Origin of the sequence: Streptomyces sp. NPDC056061, from assembly GCF_042266885.1 — a bacterium.
In the GTDB taxonomy this organism is placed as follows: domain Bacteria; phylum Actinomycetota; class Actinomycetes; order Streptomycetales; family Streptomycetaceae; genus Streptomyces.
Map to the genome: position 1 here is coordinate 12,438 of NZ_JBHJWQ010000050.1, position 20,562 is coordinate 32,999.

The 20,562-nt window shown below is 65.9% G+C and carries 25 protein-coding genes; all 25 read left to right on the forward strand.

All coding sequences use genetic code 11. The features are described from left to right. The first annotated feature begins 33 nt into the window (after positions 1–33). Positions 34–414: a hypothetical protein gene (locus ACFC79_RS36180; protein ID WP_376249236.1), complete on the forward strand. Its 381-nt coding sequence runs from the start codon at positions 34–36 to the stop codon at positions 412–414. Next, positions 411–770: a hypothetical protein gene (locus ACFC79_RS36185; RefSeq protein WP_376249238.1), complete on the forward strand. Its 360-nt coding sequence runs from the start codon at positions 411–413 to the stop codon at positions 768–770. Before ACFC79_RS36180 ends, ACFC79_RS36185 begins: the two co-directional genes overlap by 4 nt. Beyond that, positions 770–1,126: a hypothetical protein gene (locus ACFC79_RS36190; protein ID WP_376249240.1), complete on the forward strand. Its 357-nt coding sequence runs from the start codon at positions 770–772 to the stop codon at positions 1,124–1,126. The genes ACFC79_RS36185 and ACFC79_RS36190 overlap by 1 nt, the downstream gene beginning before the upstream one ends. Beyond that, complete coding sequence (locus ACFC79_RS36195) at positions 1,119–1,484, forward strand: hypothetical protein (protein WP_376249242.1); 366 nt, start codon at positions 1,119–1,121, stop codon at positions 1,482–1,484. Before ACFC79_RS36190 ends, ACFC79_RS36195 begins: the two co-directional genes overlap by 8 nt. A gap of 64 nt (positions 1,485–1,548) precedes the next feature. Next, positions 1,549–2,157 (forward strand): phage tail protein, encoded by a 609-nt coding sequence (locus ACFC79_RS36200; protein WP_376249244.1) that lies wholly within the window; start codon positions 1,549–1,551, stop codon positions 2,155–2,157. A 149-nt stretch (positions 2,158–2,306) separates the two neighbouring features. After that, entirely contained in the window at positions 2,307–2,627 is a 321-nt protein-coding gene (locus ACFC79_RS36205; protein ID WP_376249246.1) for a hypothetical protein, read from the forward strand. 29 nt (positions 2,628–2,656) lie between these two features. After that, positions 2,657–3,025: a hypothetical protein gene (locus ACFC79_RS36210; protein WP_376249248.1), complete on the forward strand. Its 369-nt coding sequence runs from the start codon at positions 2,657–2,659 to the stop codon at positions 3,023–3,025. A gap of 8 nt (positions 3,026–3,033) precedes the next feature. Beyond that, positions 3,034–8,046 (forward strand): peptidoglycan DD-metalloendopeptidase family protein, encoded by a 5,013-nt coding sequence (locus ACFC79_RS36215; protein ID WP_376249249.1) that lies wholly within the window; start codon positions 3,034–3,036, stop codon positions 8,044–8,046. Next, positions 8,046–8,228, forward strand: a complete 183-nt coding sequence (locus ACFC79_RS36220) for a hypothetical protein (RefSeq protein ID WP_376249251.1) — start codon at positions 8,046–8,048, stop codon at positions 8,226–8,228. The genes ACFC79_RS36215 and ACFC79_RS36220 overlap by 1 nt, the downstream gene beginning before the upstream one ends. Then, a complete protein-coding gene (locus ACFC79_RS36225; RefSeq protein ID WP_376249253.1) occupies positions 8,225–10,450 on the forward strand; it encodes a carbohydrate binding domain-containing protein in 2,226 nt (741 codons plus the stop codon). The genes ACFC79_RS36220 and ACFC79_RS36225 overlap by 4 nt, the downstream gene beginning before the upstream one ends. Beyond that, positions 10,450–11,559 carry a DUF5047 domain-containing protein gene (locus tag ACFC79_RS36230; protein WP_376249255.1) on the forward strand — a complete coding sequence of 370 codons (1,110 nt, stop codon included), beginning with the start codon at positions 10,450–10,452 and terminating at the stop codon, positions 11,557–11,559. The genes ACFC79_RS36225 and ACFC79_RS36230 overlap by 1 nt, the downstream gene beginning before the upstream one ends. 275 nt (positions 11,560–11,834) lie before the next feature. Beyond that, positions 11,835–12,434 (forward strand): hypothetical protein, encoded by a 600-nt coding sequence (locus ACFC79_RS36235; RefSeq protein WP_376249257.1) that lies wholly within the window; start codon positions 11,835–11,837, stop codon positions 12,432–12,434. 61 nt (positions 12,435–12,495) lie between these two features. Further along, positions 12,496–13,542: a LysM peptidoglycan-binding domain-containing protein gene (locus ACFC79_RS36240; RefSeq protein WP_376249259.1), complete on the forward strand. Its 1,047-nt coding sequence runs from the start codon at positions 12,496–12,498 to the stop codon at positions 13,540–13,542. A 2-nt stretch (positions 13,543–13,544) separates the two neighbouring features. Beyond that, the gene (locus tag ACFC79_RS36245; RefSeq protein ID WP_376249260.1) at positions 13,545–13,868 is read left to right on the forward strand and encodes a hypothetical protein; all 324 of its coding nucleotides are present in this window, start codon (positions 13,545–13,547) and stop codon (positions 13,866–13,868) included. Positions 13,869–13,940: 72 nt separating this feature from the next. Beyond that, positions 13,941–14,519, forward strand: a complete 579-nt coding sequence (locus tag ACFC79_RS36250) for a hypothetical protein (protein WP_376249262.1) — start codon at positions 13,941–13,943, stop codon at positions 14,517–14,519. Positions 14,520–14,531: 12 nt separating this feature from the next. Then, positions 14,532–14,774, forward strand: coding sequence for a hypothetical protein (locus tag ACFC79_RS36255; RefSeq protein ID WP_376249264.1), 243 nt, complete (start codon positions 14,532–14,534; stop codon positions 14,772–14,774). Between the two features lie 541 nt (positions 14,775–15,315). Next, complete coding sequence (locus ACFC79_RS36260; protein ID WP_376249266.1) at positions 15,316–15,588, forward strand: HNH endonuclease; 273 nt, start codon at positions 15,316–15,318, stop codon at positions 15,586–15,588. A gap of 215 nt (positions 15,589–15,803) precedes the next feature. Then, positions 15,804–16,343, forward strand: coding sequence for a hypothetical protein (locus tag ACFC79_RS36265; protein WP_376249268.1), 540 nt, complete (start codon positions 15,804–15,806; stop codon positions 16,341–16,343). 75 nt (positions 16,344–16,418) lie between these two features. Next, positions 16,419–17,156, forward strand: coding sequence for a hypothetical protein (locus tag ACFC79_RS36270; RefSeq protein WP_376249270.1), 738 nt, complete (start codon positions 16,419–16,421; stop codon positions 17,154–17,156). Positions 17,157–17,405: 249 nt separating this feature from the next. Beyond that, a complete protein-coding gene (locus tag ACFC79_RS36275) occupies positions 17,406–18,209 on the forward strand; it encodes a hypothetical protein (RefSeq protein WP_376249271.1) in 804 nt (267 codons plus the stop codon). Beyond that, positions 18,206–18,685 (forward strand): hypothetical protein, encoded by a 480-nt coding sequence (locus ACFC79_RS36280; RefSeq protein ID WP_376249273.1) that lies wholly within the window; start codon positions 18,206–18,208, stop codon positions 18,683–18,685. The genes ACFC79_RS36275 and ACFC79_RS36280 overlap by 4 nt, the downstream gene beginning before the upstream one ends. After that, positions 18,682–18,900, forward strand: coding sequence for a hypothetical protein (locus tag ACFC79_RS36285; RefSeq protein ID WP_376249275.1), 219 nt, complete (start codon positions 18,682–18,684; stop codon positions 18,898–18,900). The genes ACFC79_RS36280 and ACFC79_RS36285 overlap by 4 nt, the downstream gene beginning before the upstream one ends. A gap of 349 nt (positions 18,901–19,249) precedes the next feature. Continuing rightward, the gene (locus ACFC79_RS36290) at positions 19,250–19,618 is read left to right on the forward strand and encodes a hypothetical protein (protein ID WP_376249277.1); all 369 of its coding nucleotides are present in this window, start codon (positions 19,250–19,252) and stop codon (positions 19,616–19,618) included. Then, positions 19,615–19,791 (forward strand): hypothetical protein, encoded by a 177-nt coding sequence (locus ACFC79_RS36295; protein WP_376249279.1) that lies wholly within the window; start codon positions 19,615–19,617, stop codon positions 19,789–19,791. Before ACFC79_RS36290 ends, ACFC79_RS36295 begins: the two co-directional genes overlap by 4 nt. A 336-nt stretch (positions 19,792–20,127) precedes the next feature. After that, the coding region (locus tag ACFC79_RS36300) for a hypothetical protein (protein ID WP_376249281.1) at positions 20,128–20,562 on the forward strand (435 nt) is incomplete at its 3' end.

A 20,562-nucleotide genomic window follows, 5' to 3' on the forward strand; every position in this document is an offset into this window, starting at 1 on the left:
GACGCGCCCCCGCGCGACGGAAGGCGGCTGCCGATGCTGTTTCTTCTGAGTGAGCTCCGGGCCCTACTCGGTACCCCCATCTCCGACGAGCGCGCGCAGCTCGCTCACGACCTGGCGGAGGATGCGATCCGTGGTGAGGTCGGGATCCGGCTGACCGACCCTCCGCAGCGTGGCGTCAAGGCGGTCGCCCTGGCGGTGGCCGCACGGATCCTGACGAATCCATCAGGCGTCCGCAGCGAGCAGGCCGGAGGCATGATGATCACTTACGCCGATGCGCAAACCGGAGTCACTCTCTCCGAAGACGAGCGGCGTCGGCTGCGACGAGCGGTCGGCATGGCGGCCGGAGCGGGCATGCTCGACATCGCCCCGGATGACACGGCCATGCCCTGCGTCACGGTTTGGCGGCCGGTATGAGCCTGATCCCCGCCATCATGTCCGCTACTTGGTACATCGAGCGTGCGGGGGAGCGGGTACGCGACTCCACGGGGTCGTGGGTGCCTGGCCCCCGCGTGCGCATCCGCGTCGACCACTGTGCCGTCATGAGCCCGTACGGCGTGACGGTGGGCTCGTCGAGCGAGGAACACAACGCGAGCGAGACCGTCACAACCCGGCGCGTCTTCGCGGCCCCTCTCGGCACTGACGTTCGTCCCTCCGACCGCATCGTCAGTGAGGACGGGACAGAGACGTGGGAGGTTGTCGGCCGTCCGCTCGTCCTCCCGCTGACGTCATTGGCGCGGGTTGAGGCCACACTGAAGGAGGTGACCGGCTGATGGCTCGATCCACGTACACCGGCCGGTACGCCGGACTCGGCCGCATGGTGAGCCGCCCGTGGCTGGCACGGCCGTGTCGCGACGCAGCAGTACGCATCATGGAGGTTGCGCAGGCGACGGCGCCCGTAGGTGACCCGGCGGAAGACAGCCACCCCGGGTGGTACAAACGCTCTTTCGACGTGGTGCCGATCAACAAGAACGTCCCCTTCCGCGGGCAGCCCCGACGCCGCTTCGGCGCGCAGGTAGTCAACACCGCCCCGCACGCCTGGCGCGTGGAGACCGGAGATGGTCGCGTGCCTCGGTACGCGATCCTGAGTAAGGCGATCGACACCGTGAAGGCGGCGCGTCGTGGCTGACGTGGAGGCCGTTCTCGCCCCGTGGCTGGAGGCCCGGTTCGACGTCTTCGCGGCTGCTGAAACCCCCGCGGACCTGGAGGACACACTCCCCATGGTCCGCGTGGAGCGCGTCGGGGGCGGTGACGACCGGTTCGCGCAACATCCCCGCATCGCGGTCGACGTCTTTGCGGCCACGGCCGACGAGGCACGGGCGCTGTCGGAGCAGATCCGCAAGGCGCTCGTGTTCCTGAGCGGACCGGTGGGCACGGCTGTAGTCCGCTCCGTGCGGTGCGACTCCGGGCCGACCCGACAGCCATGGGCGAACGAGGCGGTCCACCGACGTGGCGCCACGTACACGGTGAGCCTCCGGTCCGCCTGACATCCCTCTGACCTAGCTCCGCGAGTCGAATTGCGGAGCCCAATTCGCATGCCCTGGAGGCATCATGGCGGATACCCGCAATGCGGATCTGACATTCGGCGCCACGGACTATCTCGTGTACGCCGCACCGATCAACACCGAAATGCCCGCTGACTTCGCGGACCCCGCATCGCCGTGGCTGAACTGCGGCTGGATCACCACGGACGGCGGCCTCTTCAAGATTGAGGAAGAGAGCAAGGACGTGGAGGCGGCTGGCTCGCTGGAGCCGATTCGGACGCTGATGACGAAGTCCGTGAAGTCGCTTCAGGTGACTTTCCTGGAGGGGCTGAATCCCTTCGTCCGCGCGCTCTACGACAACGTTCCCATCGCGTCCCTGGAGCCCACCACGGGCGCCGTGACGTACAGCCTCCCCGACAAGCCGGACGACCTCCGGTACAGCTTCGTGTTCGATTCCGTCGACGGCGACAAGCGGATGCGGCTCTACATGCCGAATGGCAAGGTTGTCGAGCGTGGCGACGAGCAGCCGCAGACCACGGACGTGATGAACGTCCAGATGACGTTCAAGTTCTTCAAGGGCGCCGCGAATTCGCCTGCCGTGACCCGCTCGCTCGACTACGCGGACATCGACGTCAGCGGATTCTTCGCGGCCGGCGGCGAAGTCCCTTCTCCCTGACGGTGTCTCCGGAAAGCGCCCCACTGACCCTGGGGTAGGCGACGCCAATTCAGCCAGCGACGCCCCGTTCCGCGCGGGTCCGGGGCGTCGCTCAATTCTGCACGACGACCCGCGCATTCGTAATTCCCTGACTTAGGAGACCCGCGCGCATGACTGACATCACCCCACCCGAGGCGCAGGAGAACGAGGCGACGGAGGAGTACGGCACCGCCGTACTGTGCGGCTCTGACCTGCGGGTCAAGCCCATCACCCAGTGGCGCCCCTCGTACCTCCGGGCCCTCCGTGAGGCGGACTACGACACCTGGGCGGCCGGAGTTCTTCACGTCGACGACGTGGCGACCTTCGTTGAACTGGACGCCACCATTGACGAGATCAACATTTTCGTCGGCGCTGCCATGGAGTCCACCGGAGAGACCCCGGGAAAGTCTGGGGGACGTACGCGGTCCTCTCGGAGCACGCGGAAGCGCTAGAAGGCGATCTCGCCTACCACTTCCACGGCTTGGACCTCCTCGACGTCTACCGGGGCCACCTTTCTCTGCGGAAGCTCCGGGTCCTTATCGACCGGCTCCCGCCCGAATCGGCGACGAAGACAGCTATACGGAACTCGATCTCTGATGACGAGTTGCAAAAAGCATCGTCGGACTACCGTCCGGATAAGGCGCCGTGGAGCAGTGTGGAGATTCTCCTCGCGTCCATCAAGGACGAGATCACCCTCAGCCGGGGCGCCGCGATTGCCATTGCGGGAGGAAAGCCCGTCGAGTTCCACCCGACACCACGACCGGGAATCCCACCAAAGTCCGTTACACGACGTGGGATGACAGATGAGCAGCGCCGCGCCATTGACCCGCGGCTGAGAGATCAGACGTAGGAGGCGCAATGGCAGACCTGGATATCGTTGGCGGTGCGGCCGTTGACGTCGTGCCGGTGATCCCACAATTCCACGCCAAGCTGAAGGCAATGGTCCTCCCCATTGCCGACAAGGTTGGCGAGGAAGCTGGCAAGCGGATGGGGGAGGCGATATCGAAAAACATCGTGGTCGCCATCCCCAACGCCGTAAACCGGGGCGGGGCTGCGGCTGTGCGTGTCGCAGGCAAGCAGGGTGACGACGCGGGCGGCGCGTTCGCGCGATCGATCCGGCGGAAGCTCGAAGTTGCTTTCAAGGCGATGCCGAAGCTCGACGTCAAGCTTTCCGACACGGGAGTTGACGCCGAACTCGCCCGGATCCGCGCGAAGTTGGAGCAGCTCTCCAACAAACGGATCGGCATCGACGTGTCGGCGGAGGCGGCGTCGGCAGAGGTGACGCGCCTGGAGGAGCAACTCCGTCGGCTCGGCGCAGCGCACCCCAATGTCGCCGTTCGCGCGGACACTGCCACCGCCCGCGCTGCCCTGGCGGAGATCCGGGAGGAAATCGCAGCCCTCACCGCCCGCCCGGGGCACATCCGTTTCGAGACGGACGGCACTCTCGGTGCCCGAATGCGCGCGGTCGTCGCGGAGGCGCAGGCATCGCTTCCGGAGATCAACGTCGACGCAGACACGTCGCCGGCCCGTGCGGAGATTCAGGGTCTGCGCGCACAGCTCGCGGCACTTGCCGACGCACGGATCGGCATCGACATCGACGCCGCGGAGGCGCTGACGAAGGTGGAGGCGATCCGTGCGCGGCTGGAACTCCTGAGTGTCCAGCGGCACGACATCGACGTCCGCGTAGACGCCGCTGCTGCCGCCGCACAGCTCGCGGCACTCCAGGCGATGGCAGATGACACCAAGATCGTCAACATCAAGGCCATCGCGGACACGTCGAATGCTCGTAACGCGCTGCTCCACCTCGCGATTCAGGTTGCCGTCCTGGCGGCGATTCCCCTGGGCCCGGTCCTGGCGGCCGGTCTCGGAGCGGTGGTCACCATGGCGACCGCAGCAGCCGCGGGACTTGGCGGTATGGCTCTCGTCGCCATCCCCGCCATCAAGGGCGTCGCCGACGCGCTCAAGGCGAAAACCGCCGCGGAGGACGACGCCGAGAAGGCGACTGCCAGCGGCGCCAAGGCGACCACGCAGGCAGCACAACGCGCACTCCAACTCGCGGGCGCGCAGGCGAGCTTGGCCACCGCCCACCGCAATGCCGCGCGTTCGATTGCCTCCGCCAACCGGGGGGTTGAGGACGCGGAGCGGGCACTCGCGCAGGCAGGCGTGCGCGCGATGGATCAGCGCCGTCAGGCTGCTGAGTCCGTGGAGCGTGCGGAGCGGTCCCTTTCCGACGCGAAGACGGCGGCCCGGCGGGCGGAGCAGGACCTCACGCAGGCACGCCGTGATGCCGCACAGCAGCTCGCTGACCTGAACGACCGGCTCCTTGACGGCGCTCTCGACCAGCGGGAGGCGACTCTCCGCGTCGAGCAGGCGCAGCAGGATCTCAATGCCGCGCTGGTCGACCCTCGAACCACTGACCTTCAGCGGCGACAAGCGGAGCTCGCGCTTGACCGGGCCAAGCGGAATGCTGCGGAGCAGAAGAAGAGCTACGCGTCCCTCCAGAAGGACGCAGCCGCGCAGCGTAAGGCAGGGGTAGACGGGTCCGACGCTGTGCGGGAGGCGACGGAGCGCCTGTCCCGTGCGCAGCGTGACGTCGACGACAACACGAAGGCCCTGGCCGACGCGCAGCGCCAGTCCGCTCGTGCGCAGGTGGAGGCGGCGCAGACCGTGGCCGACGCACAGCGTCGTCTCTCTGACGCCGTGCAGAACGCTGCGGAGGCGCAGGTGTCCGCCGCGGAGTCGATTGCGACGGCGGAGCGGGGACTCCAGTCCGCGCGCCTGTCCGGAGCAACCGCCACCACCACAGCGATCAGCAAGGCGGACGAGTACCGCAAGGCACTCGCGAAGCTGACCCCGGCGCAGCGAGACCTATTCGACTCCATCGCCGGTCCCCGCGGGCTGAAGAGCGCCTTCGATGGCTGGCAGAAGTCCCTTCACCCGGAGGTTCTCCCGCTCTTCACGCGCGGTGTCGACTCCGCGAAGGCATCATTGCCCGGTCTGACGCCGCTCGTGCTCGGCGCAGCAGCCGGGATCCAGACGCTGTGGGACAAGGCGTCGGCGCAGATGAAGACGCCGTTCTGGACGAGCTTCAAGGCAGACCTGAAGGACAGCGTCGAACCGGCCGTAGTCGGCTTCGGGGTGTCATTCGGTAATGTCATCGCGGGGCTTGCCGGGATTATCGATGCTTTCATCCCGCACATGGACGGCATCGTTGCGAACTCCGACCGGATCACCGCGCGGTTCGCACGATGGGGGACGAGCCTCAAGGGGAGCCCCGATTTCGAACGCTTCCTGAAATACGTCAAGGACACGTCACCCGGACTGGCCGAGTTCATCGGCGATATCCTGCGCGTCACCCTCGACGTCTCGAAGGCTCTCTCACCATTCTCGCAGGTCATGTTCGCGGCACTCAGCCCTATTTTCGGCGCCATCTCGTGGACGGCGGAGAACGCGCCGGAGTTCATTCAGGTGCTGTGGGGGGTGTACTTCGTCACGAAGGCGGTCCGCCTCGGCATGATCGCCTTCGCGGGGGCCATGGTCCTCTACGAATCCGTCATGATCGTGGCTACCATCGCGACAAGCGGGTGGGCTGCGGCACTGACGGCGACGGGCATTGTTCCGATCATCAGGGCCATCGTTCTCGTGGTCGCACTCCTGGCGGCCGGCGTCATCTATGCCTACCGGCACTGGGATTGGTTCCGGGTCGCCGTCGACGGGGCGTGGGCAGGAATTCGGGCGGTTTCCGAATTCGTCTGGAGCAGGGTCCTGAAGCCCATATTCGACGTGATGTGGACCGTCATCAAGTCCGTCGGCGACGTCGCTGTGTGGCTGTGGAAGAACGCCATTGCCCCGGCCTTCAACGGCATTATGTCGATCGTCCAACCTGTGGCGAAGGTGCTGCTGACGATCCTCCTCCTCCCCGCCTACCTGGCATTCAAGCTGCTGGGAGCCATCATCACGTGGCTGTGGAGGGAAGTTATTGGCCCCATCTTCGGGTGGATCGCGGAGAAGACGAGGTGGCTGTACGAGAAGTACATCAAGCCTCACATGGCCGACGCGAAGCGGGCTTTCGAGCTGCTTGGCAAGACTATCCGAGCCCTCTGGGACGCAACGGTCAAGCCGGTCTTCGGGTGGATTGCCGACCGGACGAAGTGGCTCTACGAGCACGGGATCAAGCCACACTTCGCGAGCATCAGGCGCGCACTGGATCTGATGGCGATCGGCTTCCGGGCTACGAAGGACAACATCAGGGAAGCGTGGGATCAGCTCTCCTCCATCGCCAAGAAGCCCGTGAAGTTCATCATTGAGCACGTCTACAATGCGGGACTCGTCCCACTGTGGAATGGCGTGGCATCCGTCACGGGCGCAGACAAGATCAAGAAACTCGACGTCAAGGGGTTCCATACCGGCGGCATCATGTCTGGCTATTCCCCCGGCCGTGACGATCGCCTCATTGCCGTGGGTGGCGGCGAGGCGGTAATGCGCCCGGAGTGGACGCGCGCAATTGGCGCCGACCGGATCAACGCATGGAACTCTGCGGCCCGTTCGGGCGGCGTCGGCGGGGTCCAGCGGGCAATCGCCAACGGAATGCCCGCATTTGCAGACGGCGGGATTGTCGGGTGGATCAAGGATAAGGCTAGCGACGTCGGTCGATTCCTTTCCGGTGCGGCTGGATTCATGGACCCAGGCAAGCTGTTCGACAAGGCTAAGGGTCTCGTCAAGAGCACCATGGCGCCTATCCTGACGAATCCGTGGGCAAAGTCGGTGGCGCAAATGCCGCTGAAGATGCTGACGAGCATGAAGGATTCGGCGTTCGATCTCTTCTCCGGCGCCGGATCCGGCCAGTGGATCAAGCCGGTGAACGCCGGGTACGGAACTAAGTTCGGCGTAGCGGGCCGCATGTGGTCCTCCGGGCACCACACTGGCTTGGACTTTCCGGCCGCCATCGGTACGGCGATCAAGGCCGTGGCCGACGGACGAGTCACCGCCGCGCAAGGTGGTGGCCCGTACGGCAATCACGCGGTGGTCAACCACGGAAACGGCCTGTCGTCGCTGTACGCCCACATGACCCGCATTCTGACGTCGGTCGGGGACTCCGTCCGCCAGGGCCAGGCGATCGGCACCGTGGGCGCGACGGGCAACGTCACCGGCCCTCACCTCCACCTGGAGGCGCGGGTCAACGGCCGCCCGGTCGACCCGATGTCGTACCTCACCGGAGGCGGTGGGGGAGGCAACGGTGGCTCCGGTGTCGCCCGGTGGCGCTCGACGGTGCTCCGGGCACTGAGCATGACGGGCAACCCCGCGTCGTACGCGGACCTGACGCTCCGACGAATGGCGCAGGAGTCGAACGGGGATCCCAACGTCGTCAACCGCTGGGATAGCAACTGGAAGGCGGGGCACCCGTCGGTGGGCCTGATGCAAGTCATCGGCCCGACCTTCCGGGCGTTTGCAGGCCAAATGAAGAACACCGGTCCGTTCTCCTACGGCGTCTCGACGAACCCGCTCGCCAACATCTACGCCTCCATGCGCTACGCCAAGTCCGCGTACGGATCCCTCCCTTCCGCGTATAACCGCCCCGGCGGATACGCATCTGGCGGACTGCCCGGGGTCGGTGAACTGGCGTGGGTGGGCGAGCACGGACCGGAGCTCGTGCGCTTCCTCTCGCCGGCGCAGGTGTACTCAGCGACGGACTCCGCGAGCTTGGCCCGGAGTATCCGCACCGTGCCAGGGCAAAGCACCACCCCGACGACCATCACGGCCGACGTGAAGGTCTACGTCGGTGATCGCGAGATTACCGACATCGTGCGCACGGAAGTCGTGGCGCGCGAGGAGCAGACAGCAGCAGCACTCACTACAGGACGGTGGATCTGATGAGCGACGACCCGACGACTCCCGACGACGAGCGCACTGAGTCACCCATCTACACCGCACCGGAGGAGCCGGACCCGCCTCGTGTGGACGAGGGCCGACCGGGGTGGATGGACGGCGCCAACGGCGGCACCGGGGACGGCGGTGGCGACGGGGGCGGTGACGGAGGCGGTGATGGTGAGTGAGCGTCACCACGAATCTGCTGCCGCCAAACGTCGCTGAGGTCGAGACGGACACGAGTGGCTGGACGGCGGGCGCGAACACCGCACTCTTCAAGTCCACGCGCTACTACACCGGGGCGGCATCTCTTGGGATGACCGCCACGGCGGCAGGGTCTGTCACGGCCACCACGACCGCGCGGGTGGCTGTGACGGCGGGGCTGGAGTACACGGCGTACACCTACGCGGCTGGCGTAACGGCTACTGCCGGACGCACGGCACAGATCCGCGTCGACTGGTACGCGGCCATCAGCGGCGGCACGGCGCTTGGGACCGCGACGTCGACGGCCGTCGCACTGCCGAACGCCACCACGTGGATCGGGCCGCCCACTGTGCTGGTGGCCACGGCCCCCGCTGGAGCTAGGTACGCTGCGGTCACGGTGACGGTCACAGGGCTGGCAGCCGCCGGTCAGGCAGTGGTGGACGCCATCGCGTTCGGTCGGCCCAACACTCCGACATACAACCTGCTGCCGTACAACGTGGCTTCGGCGGAAATCGATACGTCGGGGTGGCGGACGTACGGCACGGCCACCCTGACTCGCGACAGCACACGGGCCTACGAGGGCTGGTATTCCATGGTCGTCGGGTCGACGGCCGCTGGTACTGCTGGTATCGAAACCAGTGACGTGCACCCTGTCACCCCGGGCACGGAGTACCTCGCATACTCCTACGTCTATGCGTCTGCGACGTCGACTCACAGAGCCATTATTCAGTGGGTCGACGCTGCCGGGGCCACAACCGACGTCGCGCAGACGTGGTCGGTGCTCGCAAGCACCTGGACGCGATGCATGGTCGCAGGCGTGGCCCCTCCGGGGGCAGTAGCCGCCCGTGTGCGGCTGGAGGCGGAGTTCGTCGACACTGCGCAGACCCTGCGCACCGATCAGGTAGTCATGCGGGTGGCGCCTACGCCCACGGGATCGCTGCTCAACTACAACGGGTACTCCATCGAGATCGATACGGCGGAATGGGTGGCTGTCAGCGGATGTACTATCTCCCGCTCCCTGGAGACCGCGTGGGAGGGCATGGCGTCGCTACGCATCGACCCAACGGGCGGCACTGCCGTGGTCGGTCTGGCGCATCGGGTGCCGGTCATCCCGCGGCAGGCATATCAGGTGTCACCACGAGTCAAGGTCGGGGCCTCTTCGCTGCCGACGAGGGCAGACATCCGATTCACCTGGTACGCGACTGACGGATCACTAGTTCGTCACTTCGCCTTCACGTGGACATTGAATCCGGGAACGGGAGGCTGGTACAACCCAAAGTCTGCGTACGTAGCGCCGCCCGGGGCTGCCGAACTCGATGTGCAGATCGCGGTACTTGACCGCACAGCCGATCAACCAGTTTGGATCGACAACGTCGAGATTACGCCGGGCGGGCTCGCACTCTTCGCTGAGCCGATCCCTGGGGCCTACGGGATAGCAATCCAAGCTCAGGGGCTGACGGACGGCGGCCTCACTTACTGGGGCCTGTGGCGGATGGCAGAGGACGGAGCCATGCGCCCGGTGCGTGGCCCATCCGGGGATTTGACGCAGATGGAGATCACCGGAAGTACTGCCACGGCAGAGGACTACGAGGCCCCGCTCGGCGTACCAGTGACCTACTACCTGCGCCTGTGGACCACACCCACGTCCAACCGCCCGGCCGTCTCGGATCCCGTGACGATCCCCGCGCCGCCCGACACAGAGATCGTCCTCAAGGACCCCGGGCTCCCTGCTAGACAGACAACCGCCGTAGTGGCGGCCGGAGGTCGCCCGACGTGGACGCGGAAGGCGCGTCAGGGCGTCAACGCCATCCGCGGACGTGCCCGCCCCATCGTGATCTCCGACGTGCGTGCGTCGCGCGAAGGCACACTGACGCTCGTCACTGAGTCTGCTGGCGACAGTGCGGGGCTGTGGTGGCTCCTGGAGACAGGCAACCCCCTGCTACTTCAGTGGCCCACGATCTTCGGGGAGGACGACGTCTATGTCACGGTCGGCGACGTGGCGGAAGCGCCCATCGTCGACTACGCCGGGTACACCGACCGTACGTGGACGCTCCCGCTGACGGAGGTGGACCGCCCGATCGGCGGTGCTGCCGGGTCCGCGGGTCGAACCTGGCAGACCGTGGCCACCGACCACCCGGACTGGCTCGACGTACTGTCGACCTACTCATCCTGGCTGGGCGTCTACACCGGAGAGGAGGGTAGCTGATGCAGCCAGTATCGGACGCCTTCCTCAGCGCACTGACGACATCACACACCATGACCGCCACAGTGCGCGCCATGTACGACGGGGCCGTCACTGTGGCCGACCTTCCTATCGTGGATGGGTCGGTCACGGTCGACCGAGGGAGCAGGGTACGTCGCACCGTCTCTCTGACGGTGGCTGATCCGGCCCTCCTCCCGTGGGATGCCGCGGACCCGCTCGCCGTGTACGGCCAGGAACTCATAGTGTCCCGGGGCGTGCGGTTCACGGGTGGGCAGACGGAGACTACGCCGCTGGGGACGTATCGGATCAATAGCGTGTCCGGTGACACACTCGTCGGCCCACTGACGATATCCGGGCAGTCGTCGGAATGCCGTCTGCTCGATGACAAATTTATGGCGCCGACTACCACACGCGGCTACGCGAATTGCGTGGAGGCGATCACCTATCTCATTCGCCAGACTCTCCCGGACGCGGTGATCGTCAACGCAACATCCGATGCCCGGAACCCGGCGTGTGCAGTCACTGTATGGAACGCCAATAGTGACCGGTGGGACGCGATCAATGAAATTGCTCTCTCGATGCATGCGGACATTTACGTCGATGCAGTGGATCGCTTCGTGATCGCTGATATTCCCGACGCGCTATCATCATCCGTTGTATGGGATATCGCAGAGGGTGAAGGCGGAACGCTGATGTCTGCCTCTCGTGAGCTCTCCAGAACGGCCGTTTACAACGCGGTCGTTGCAAGCGGAGAGAACACGGCGTCAAACAGCGTGCCCGTTTCGGCCGTTGCCTACGACAACGCGCCGACGAGCCCGACGAGATGGGGCGGCCCATTCGGTAGATCCCCGAAATTCATCTCATCGGCCCTGTGGACGACAGTGGGGCAGTGTCAGTCAGCCGCAAACTACGCTCTCTTCGACGCCACGGCGCCCAATGTGATGACGTCGATAACCGCCATCCCGAACCCGGCGCTGGAAGCGGGGGACTGTCTGAGGATTTCTCACTCGGGCAGGCATGAGCTTTTCATTGCGCAGGCTTTCACGATCCCTCTGACTGCTGAGGGGTCCGCATCCCTCACTCTGCGCGGAGGCAAGGAGGACGCCGCATGAGCCCACGTCAGACGCTCACAGAAGCGGTACAGCGGGCTGCGGAGCGGGCCGTGGGACAGGGGGCCGCGGGGTGGCTCATCGCCTCGGTGACAGCCACGTACGCGGACGGCACCGTCGATATCGCCACCGCCCGCGGGCCTGTAGCAAAGGTGCGCCGACTGAAGTCCTATTCGTCTCCGGCTGTAGGCGACCGGGTGAAGGTTGATTTCAACCCGGACGGCAATTGGCTAGTCGTAGGTGCGCTTGCGACGTCATGACATTGAGGAGTAATCAGAATGCCGAAGACTGATGGTTACGGTCAGGGTGTGCAGTACCCAGTTTTGTCCGACGCCCCGAACGTCGAAACCGCCTTCCAAACGGCGGTAAACGGGCTTGTTCCGCTGACCGTTATGCAATTCGTCGACGCCAACGCGCGGACGGCGACGCTGATCGGTGCATACGCTCCGCGGCCCGGGATGATTTCCTATCTGGTCACCGAGGATCGCTGGGACCGATACGGTGCCGACAAGGTTTGGCGCCCGATGTCGCCCGGTCCGTGGAAGCCCCTAACATTTGCAAAGGGGTACACTGCGTTTGGTGGTAGCCCTGGATACCGAGTCGTCAATGGCGACGTCTACCTTCGAGGCGCATTCCGGCGAACGGCGGGCGGTGATCTCCCAACGCAAGTGGAGACGACGTTCATGACGCTTCCCGCTGAAGCTCGCCCGTCGACGTCCAGAGTCTTTCTGGGCGCCTCGGAATTCACGACCGCCGGAGGCGTGAGCCGGTTCTTCGGACGCGTCATCGTGGCAGCCAGCGGAATTTGCACATACATCATGCCCGCCGGAGCCACAGGGGATTTCCTCTACTTGGACGGCATGTCTTTCTCGCTCTGAGCACACGTCACCATCGCCCCGCGTCGACGGGGCTTTCTCTATGCCCGGGAGGGGATCGCCAGTGGGCGAAATCTGGATCAAGGAAGCGGAGCGGCTCGGAGGCGGGAGCATCGGAGGCGCGATGGACTCGCCGTCCGCTCCGCCTCGCGTCGTCTGGCACACCACGGAGAGCGGCGCAGGAAACGCGGCCTTCAACGCCGTCGGCAAGTACCTCTCGACTGCGGCCTCCGAGCCGCACATCCTCTACGACCCGGCAACGGACCGCCTCGGTCAGTACGGGCCGCTGAACCAGTCGGCACGCGCGTTGCGCAACGACGGCTCAACGAGGACGAACCGCACGGGCAAGGTCTGCATACAGATCGAGGTACTCGGCCGCGCGGGCTCTCCGTTCACGTCGACGTGGAAGCCAGGCCCGAACTTCCGCGCACTCATGCGGGCCATCCGCTCGTGGGGCGTTCCTGACGCCTGGCCCGCAGGGAACTGCGCCCCCGGTGCATCGCGGAACCGCACCACCTGGGCGACGAAGGGCGGGCACTACGGCCATTGCCACGTCCCCGGCAACGACCACTGGGACCCGGGCAACATCGACCGCGCGGCCATCCTCAAGGCGGCCCCGCCATCGACGGGCTCCGGCTCGTCTTCCGGGTCTACGTCGACGTACACCGTGAAGTCCGGCGACACTCTGAGCGGCGTCGGTGCGAAGATGGGTGTGAAGTGGCAGACGATCGCGAGTCTGAACGGCATCAAGGCGCCGTACACGATCGTCGTCGGCCAGGTGCTGAAGCTGAAGGGAGCCACCCCGTCGACGCCCGCCACGCCGACTGTCGACCTCTCTAACCTCATCGCTGCCGCCCGTCGCGACCCCGGCCTGGCGCAGGGTGGGACAACACACCCGGCTGACGTGAAGATCGTCGAAGCGGCACTCCAGGCGGAGGGGTTGCTCTCCGCGGCGTACGCGAAGGACGGATCTTTCGGCACGGTGACCGTCACCGCCTACGCCGCCTGGCAGCGCCGCTGCGGCTACACCGGATCCGCGGCTGACGGCATCCCGGGGAAGGCGAGCCTGGAGAAGCTGGGCGCCAAGCGCGGCTTCAAGGTGAAGGCGTAGCCATGGCCCCTGAGATCATCATTGCCGTCATCACCGCCGTCTCCGTTCTGGGGGCGGCCGTGGTAGCAGCCGTGCCGGCGCTCCTGGCCGTCCTCCGTCGAACGCACAGCAGCGTGGAGGCGCAGGGGGAGCAGACCCGGGCCGCCACGCTGGACGCACTCGACGCTGTCGGGACACGCCTCGAAGCCCGCTTCGACGCCCGGATAGACGACCTCCGCGACGACGTCGACGACGTGCGGGAGTCCGTGGCTCGCGTCAGGGAGTGGCAGGCCGGCCACGACGCGGAGCACCTGATCATCGGACGCCCCCGCGGGGATCTCGGCTGAGAAATCTCCACCCTGACCGTCACATCGGCGCTGCACCCCACCATAACTACGTCACACCGAGAGGACGTGGTTATGAACATCGGCATCATCGGGCGCGCACGGGTCGGCAAGGACACGGCGGGCGCCTGGCTCGTCGAGCACCGCGGGTATCAGCGCGTGGCGTTCGCGGATCCGCTGAAGGAAGCGGCGCTGAAGCTGGATCCGATCGTCGTGACTGACGACGACTACTACGACACGCCGGGCGACCACCTGTCCACAGTCGTGGACTACTGGGATTGGGAGTTCGCTAAAGACAACTTCCCCGAAGTCCGTCGCATCCTCCAGGAGCTTGGCGCCGCCGTCCGCGCCATCGACGAGGACTTCTGGCTCCGCGCGGCCCTGGCGAAGGTGGCGGAGGCGAACGAGGCCGGAAAGCCAGCCGTGATCACCGACGTCCGCTACCCCAACGAGACGGAATCCCTCCGGCGCGCAGGCTTCGACCTCGTCTACATCCACCGTCCCGACGCTCCGCGGCTCGACCACGAGAGCGAGGGGGCGATTCAGGCACAAGAGGCGGACCACATCGTCATCAACGACGAGTCCGTTGCCGACCTCCAGCGCGAAATGTGGCTCATCCACGACCAGATCACCCGCCGTACCCGATCCCTCTGACGAAAGGCCCACATGAAGACCTTCTTCCGCGACCTCTCCATCCGCGCCTATGTCTGGCTCCAGATATTCGCCATGCAGGAGCCTGTACGGCTCCGTGCGGCACTCACGTCTGCCGTCCTGGCCCTCGGTGTCCTCGTGCCCGCCCTGGCGTCGCAGGAGACCGCACACACCGTCGGGGGCGTGCTCGCCGTCGTCCTCCCCATCGTCGTGGGGGAGAGCGCGCGGAGACGAGTGACGCCGGCCGACGAGGAATAGAGCAGTACCAGCCCCCGGTCTCTTCGGAGCCGGGGGCTTTGGGCGTATGGAGACCAAGACAAGTCCGCTCGCAGACAAGAAGACACGGCTGCGGTTCAACAGGGCGATGCGGGAGAAGGGGGTGCCCGCGAAGGCGTGCGGGAAGTGCTTTGTAGTGAAAGGGTATGAGGCGTTCAGTTTGCAGCGCAGTATGGGTGACGGGCGGAACAGCCGCTGCCGAGAGTGCAACCAAGCTGAGTATGTACGGTGGCATGCGCAGAACCGTGAACGCAAAGCAGCCTACGATCGGCGTTGGGCTGCGGGCCACAAGGATCGCCAGGCGGCACAGGCGCGACAACGACGTCGAGAGGACGGAGCCCGTATCCGCGGCGTAGCCAAAAGCTGGCGTGACCGTAACCGCCAGCACGTCACGGAGACCCACCGTCGATGGGTCTCCGCCAACGCCGAACGTAGAAAGGCTCAGATGCAGCAATGGGCCGCAAAGAACCCGGGGAGAGTTCGTCACTACGCTGCTCTCCGTCGTGCCCGCAAGGCAGCCGCCATGGTCGAGCCCTTCACCCACACCGATATGCTCCGCGACTGGGAAGACCACGACCTCTACGCCTGCGCCTTCTGCGGAGGTCCCTACGAGGAGATCGAGCACCTCGTACCCCTCTCCCGCGGAGGCGAGCACTCCCTCGCCAACCTCGTCCCTTCCTGCATTGAGTGCAACAGGGGTGTCGGAGGCAAGCACGCCCGCGACCCCTGGGAGTGGCTGGCAGAACGCTTCCCCGAGCTCGCCCCGATCCTGATCGACGTCGACGCCCCCGCATGACCCGAAGCCCCGTATTCCCTCACTGGGAGTGCGGGGCTTTTTGCGTTCTGCAACCGACGGACACCTCCGCTAGTCGACTTGCGGACCTGTACAGGATAGGCACCCCTACCCCTGCTACCGTCTGCCGCATGACGGCCTCCCCGCCCGGTCCCCTCGTCCAGGCGCTTACTGCGCTATGGGACGTCCTGAGATCGAGACACGCAGACCTCCCGCCGATGCGCATCGCCATCGTGACCGGACCGCAGCCCACACAGCACGGGCAGGAGCGCTGGACGGAGGACGACTCAGGGCTCGTATCAGGGCTCGTCATCAGCACGGCCACCCTCGCGTCCGGCGCCGAGGCCACGCTCTTGACGCTCTATCACGAGGCCGCTCACGTCCTGGCGTGGAGGCGGGGACTGGAGGACACATCACGTCGGGCGACGTACCACAACCGGACCTACTTGGCCCTGGCGCAGGAGATCGGGCTCGATCAACCGGCGGGCACGTCGGCCAGTCGCGTGCGTGGCTTCGAGCCTGCACTCACCACCGACGTACAGCGGCTGACCGCTGACGCCCTGGAGAGCCTTCAGCACACCATCGACGTCGAGCTCCCTGCCATTTCCCCGCCTGCGTCGGCGACGAAGAGCAGCCCGGATCGCCAGATGCTCGAATGTGCGTGCGAAACCCCGCGTAAGATCCGCGTCTCCCCGCGGGTTGCTGCGAAGGGACCGATCATCTGCGGCGTCTGTGGCGAGCACTTCACCGCTCCGTGAGACAGGCCATAGATACGTGAAGTGACTTGCGCTACTCTGTGCGCGGCCACACGCCGATCCCGCCGATGAGAGGTCATGATGAGCAGCCGACGAGAAGTCGACGTCCGGCCCACCGACGGAGACCCGGTTCCCCTGTCCGTCTCCCCGGAAAGCATGCCCGCGCTGGAGCTTAAGGACCTGGCGCACGAGGATGAGCCGCTGTTGATTGCCCGGGGGGCGGCCTACGCCCGGGAGTACGTTCGAATCCAGGGAAATCAAACCACGCTGCTGAAGAATCTCGCGGTGGTCATCGTCTCCCTACGGGTACGGCGTGGAGAGCTGCGCGGTACGTCGCACGAGTACCGACAGATCGTGGCGGGGATGTACAGGCAGGCAGGCATCGGCCCGGCCGGGTCCGACAGCTTGCAGACCGCTGTGCGGTGGCATGTGGGAAATTTGCTGCGCCGTGTGGCGACGCCTCGGGAGCTGGAGCGCGCGGACCTAAAACCGACGTCGCCGCTGGAGCGGCAGCAGGACTCACGCGCCGTCACCGCCAAGCTCGCGAAGGCGGCTCGTGTCACACGCGACGTCAACGCAGCACCCAAGGGGAAGCGCAAGGCGAACACCGCTGACGCCGGCCAGGCCGTCAAGGCCACGGCAGACCACCTCCGTCTGGCGCAGGTGGCTGGCGAAATGCTCACCCAGCTTGACCGACACGTCATCACGAAGGACATGACCGACGGTCAGCGGCAGGCGCTGGACAAGCAACTCGCTGCCATGGAGCGCAAGCTCGCCACCCTCCGCAAGCTCACCGCTCCGCCGACGAAGGACTGACCGCCTCCACGTCGACAGGGCTCCTCCTCCGCCCCGGGGTCGAACTGAGGGCCAAAGTGTCAAACTAACCCCTATTTTCATATTCCTCTATCACGCGTTAAGGAGGTTTAGAAAATAGGGGTTAGTTTGACATTTGGACACCCCCGGGGCGGAGGAGCAGACCCCCGAAAAAGAATCTTGGCCCGCAGCGTCACATCTGGCCGCTACCCCACCATAACTAGGGCACAACGCCAACGAGGTGGAGGGCAGATGGCAGGGGTACGGACACTCAAGCGAGGCAACAGCCGCTTCTACGTGGATCCGGACGACGCCCGGATCAAGGTTCCGGGCGTGACAAGCGTCGTAGGGATGCTCCCGAAGGACTTCTTGACCTTCTGGGCGGCGAAGGAGGCCGCGGAGGCGGCCGTCACCAACTGGGACATCGTCTCGCGGCTCATCGAACGCGACCCGGCGGGCGCCACGGACTACCTGAAGAACGCACACCGCAGGAAGACAAGTGCGGCTGCGGATCTGGGGTCGACGGCTCACGACTACTTCGAGCGCCTCGCGCGGGGTGACAGTGTCCCGTTGCGTCAGGTACACGCGGACGTGAAGCCGCACGTCACCTACTTCAAGCAGTTCTTGGACGAGGTCCAGCCGGAGTTTCTCCACCTGGAGGAGACCGTCTGGAGCGACGGGCACCAGTACGCCGGTTCCTTCGACGCCATCGCCCGCGTGGACGGCGAAGTCGTCGTGCTCGACTGGAAGACGTCGAAGTCGGTCTACGACTCCGTGGCCCTCCAGCTCTCCGCCTACCGCTACGCGGACCGCATCATCCTGGCGGAGTCGGGGGAGTCCATCGATGTCCCGGAGCTGTCCGGTGGTGCCGTCCTCCATGTCCGGCCGGAGGGTTGGCAGTTCGTACCCGTGGAGTGCGGCGAGGACGTTTACCGCGCGTTCCTCGCGTTGCGGGAAGTCTTCGACTGGGAGCGCGACGGCAAGAAGGGCGTCGTCGGGAAGGCCATCGCCAGGGGCGGAGAGGTCGAGACTGGTACGCAGAGGAGGGCGGCGTGAGCGCCTTCAAGTGTGGTCCGCTGAAGTGGGAAACCCCCGACGGCTACACGCCGGAGAGCATCCGGCAAGCAGGCCGGGTGGGACACGTCCCGATCGGAGCCGTCAGGAGCATGCTCAACGCTGCCGACGAGGCGCATCTTAAGGCGCTCTACGCCGAGAACGCGCGCGTAGGGGAAGCCCGTCAGGTCGTTGGCGATGTCGCCCGTGTGCTGGGCGTCAACATCGACGTCGGCCCGGGGCACCGCTGGGACGTCGACCACATGCAGCGGGCTGTGGCTGCTGCCGTAGAGATGCGCGAGTACGCCGCGAGGATGGAGCAGGAGCGAGACGACCTGAGGGGCCGTCTTGCGGATCTGGAGACCTCCGCCGAGTACTGGTCCGCGACCGCTCCCGGCGGCTCACTCATCGACGACTTGAAGAACACCATCGTCAGCCAAGCGCGGGAGATCGCGCGACTGATGGGGGAGAGCGTATGACCGACGACAAGACCACCAACACCACCGCCATCACCGCAGCACTGGCCCTCACCCTGGCAACCCTCCCCGCCCGCGCCTGGCTCCTGATGCTCGTGGTCGGAGCGCTCCACGGGCTGACGGCTGCCGTGCCCGCCATCGGCTACGGCACGATGCTGCTCCTGACGATCGGGCTGGACTTCGTGGTGGGCACGGCCCGGCGGATCCTGCACAAGTAGCACAAGGCACACACGGAACAGCGGGGCGTCCACGACGGGCGCCCCGCTCCTACGCATGCGACGAGGAGAGAGGCAGCAGCATGAGCGACGACATCCGCGAAGAGGACCGCAGCCCCGACTACTGCTACACGTGCCGGGGCAAATGCCAGCGCCCGCACTAGCTCCGCTAGTCGACTTGCGGAGCTCAAGGAAGGAGTCTCGTCAGTGATCGAGTTCGCTCTCACTCTCGCCGTGTGCTTTGTCATCGGCTACGTCGTGGGATCCCTATTCATTCGCTAGGCACTCGTGCACACCCTCAGCCCCCGGTTGCTTCGGCGCCGGGGGCTTTGGGCGTAGGAGAGGAGAACACATGGACACGCCAGGGATGCGAGAGCTCACGTACTGGATCGAGCGGGGCACGGACCCCGACAAGGCTGACGGTTACGCGGAGCGGCTCTACGCCGTGATCGCCAAGGAAGCCGTCGACGTCGAGCACCTGCGGCTCCGCGCGGAGGCAACGAACGCGGCCCTCATCGACGAGCTGAGCGGCGAACTCGACGCCTGCCGCACCGTCTTGCGCGTTCTCAAGAGCTTTGTCGGTGAGCGCAATGACGACACAGCGCTCCGCGTGAACGCCACGATCGGGCGCTTCAACCTGGGCGCGATGTTCCGTCCGGGAGGCGGCGCCGACAGGTACCTGATCCCTGTAGAGCTGACGGACGAGGAGACAGCAGTATGAAGCACACACCCACCACCATCCACACCGCCGACGGCTCGTCGGTGACCATCAGCCGGCGCGGACTGGAGTACGACCTTGAAACCCGCAACGCCAAGGGCGAGACGATTGCGACGGTCGTCATGTCCGATTGCGACTTTGACGCGCTGCTGGCGTCGATGAAGGAGGCGGCGTGATGCAGTGCAAGGACATTCCGACCGCAGTGTTCATCGACGCCATCCGACGAGTGCCGAGCGTCCCGGGCTGTGGCTGGCGGAACCGTTGGGACGTGCATGCCGAACTGGAGACGCTTGTCGGCGCCGTGCCCGACAACCTTTTCATGGCGAAGTTCCGGAAGCTGCACGCGTCCGGACAGGTCGGGGGCTGTCCCTGCGGCTGCCGGGGTGACATCCACGTTTCGTCGGAGTGCGCAACAGGCTGCTGTGCACGGCGGGAGGCAGCGTGAGCGCGCTGGAGCACATCACCGCCTACGCCCTGGCCCACTACGACGATGCCGACCCGGAGGTGCCCTGATGGGAACCCACATCGGTCGTTCCTGGGACGGCCCTGGAGACCTCGAAGCCATGTGCCCGTGTCCGAAGGCACCCTGCGGGCTCGTCGACCGCGACAACGTGGCCGACTCCTGCGAGCAGCACCCGCCGACGCGCTGCAAGACGATTCGGACGAGTCACCCCGCCGACGAATGCTCCGGTGTAGGTCTCGACGTCGTCCTTGTAATGAGGCGGACCTTCGAGGCCCGGGAGCATGTTGTCCGCGAGGCGGTGTCGGAGGAGGAAGGCTACTTCTCTGTCGGCCTACTGGACGCCCTGGACGGTTATCGCGCTGCCGTGGAGCACGAGGCCGCAGAGCGGATCCGTGCGGAGTTCCACGAAGCCTTTGAGGCGTCGCAAGAGGTGCTGAGCGGTACCGACGCCATGCTTGCGGCCGACCTCATCGACCCGGAGGTG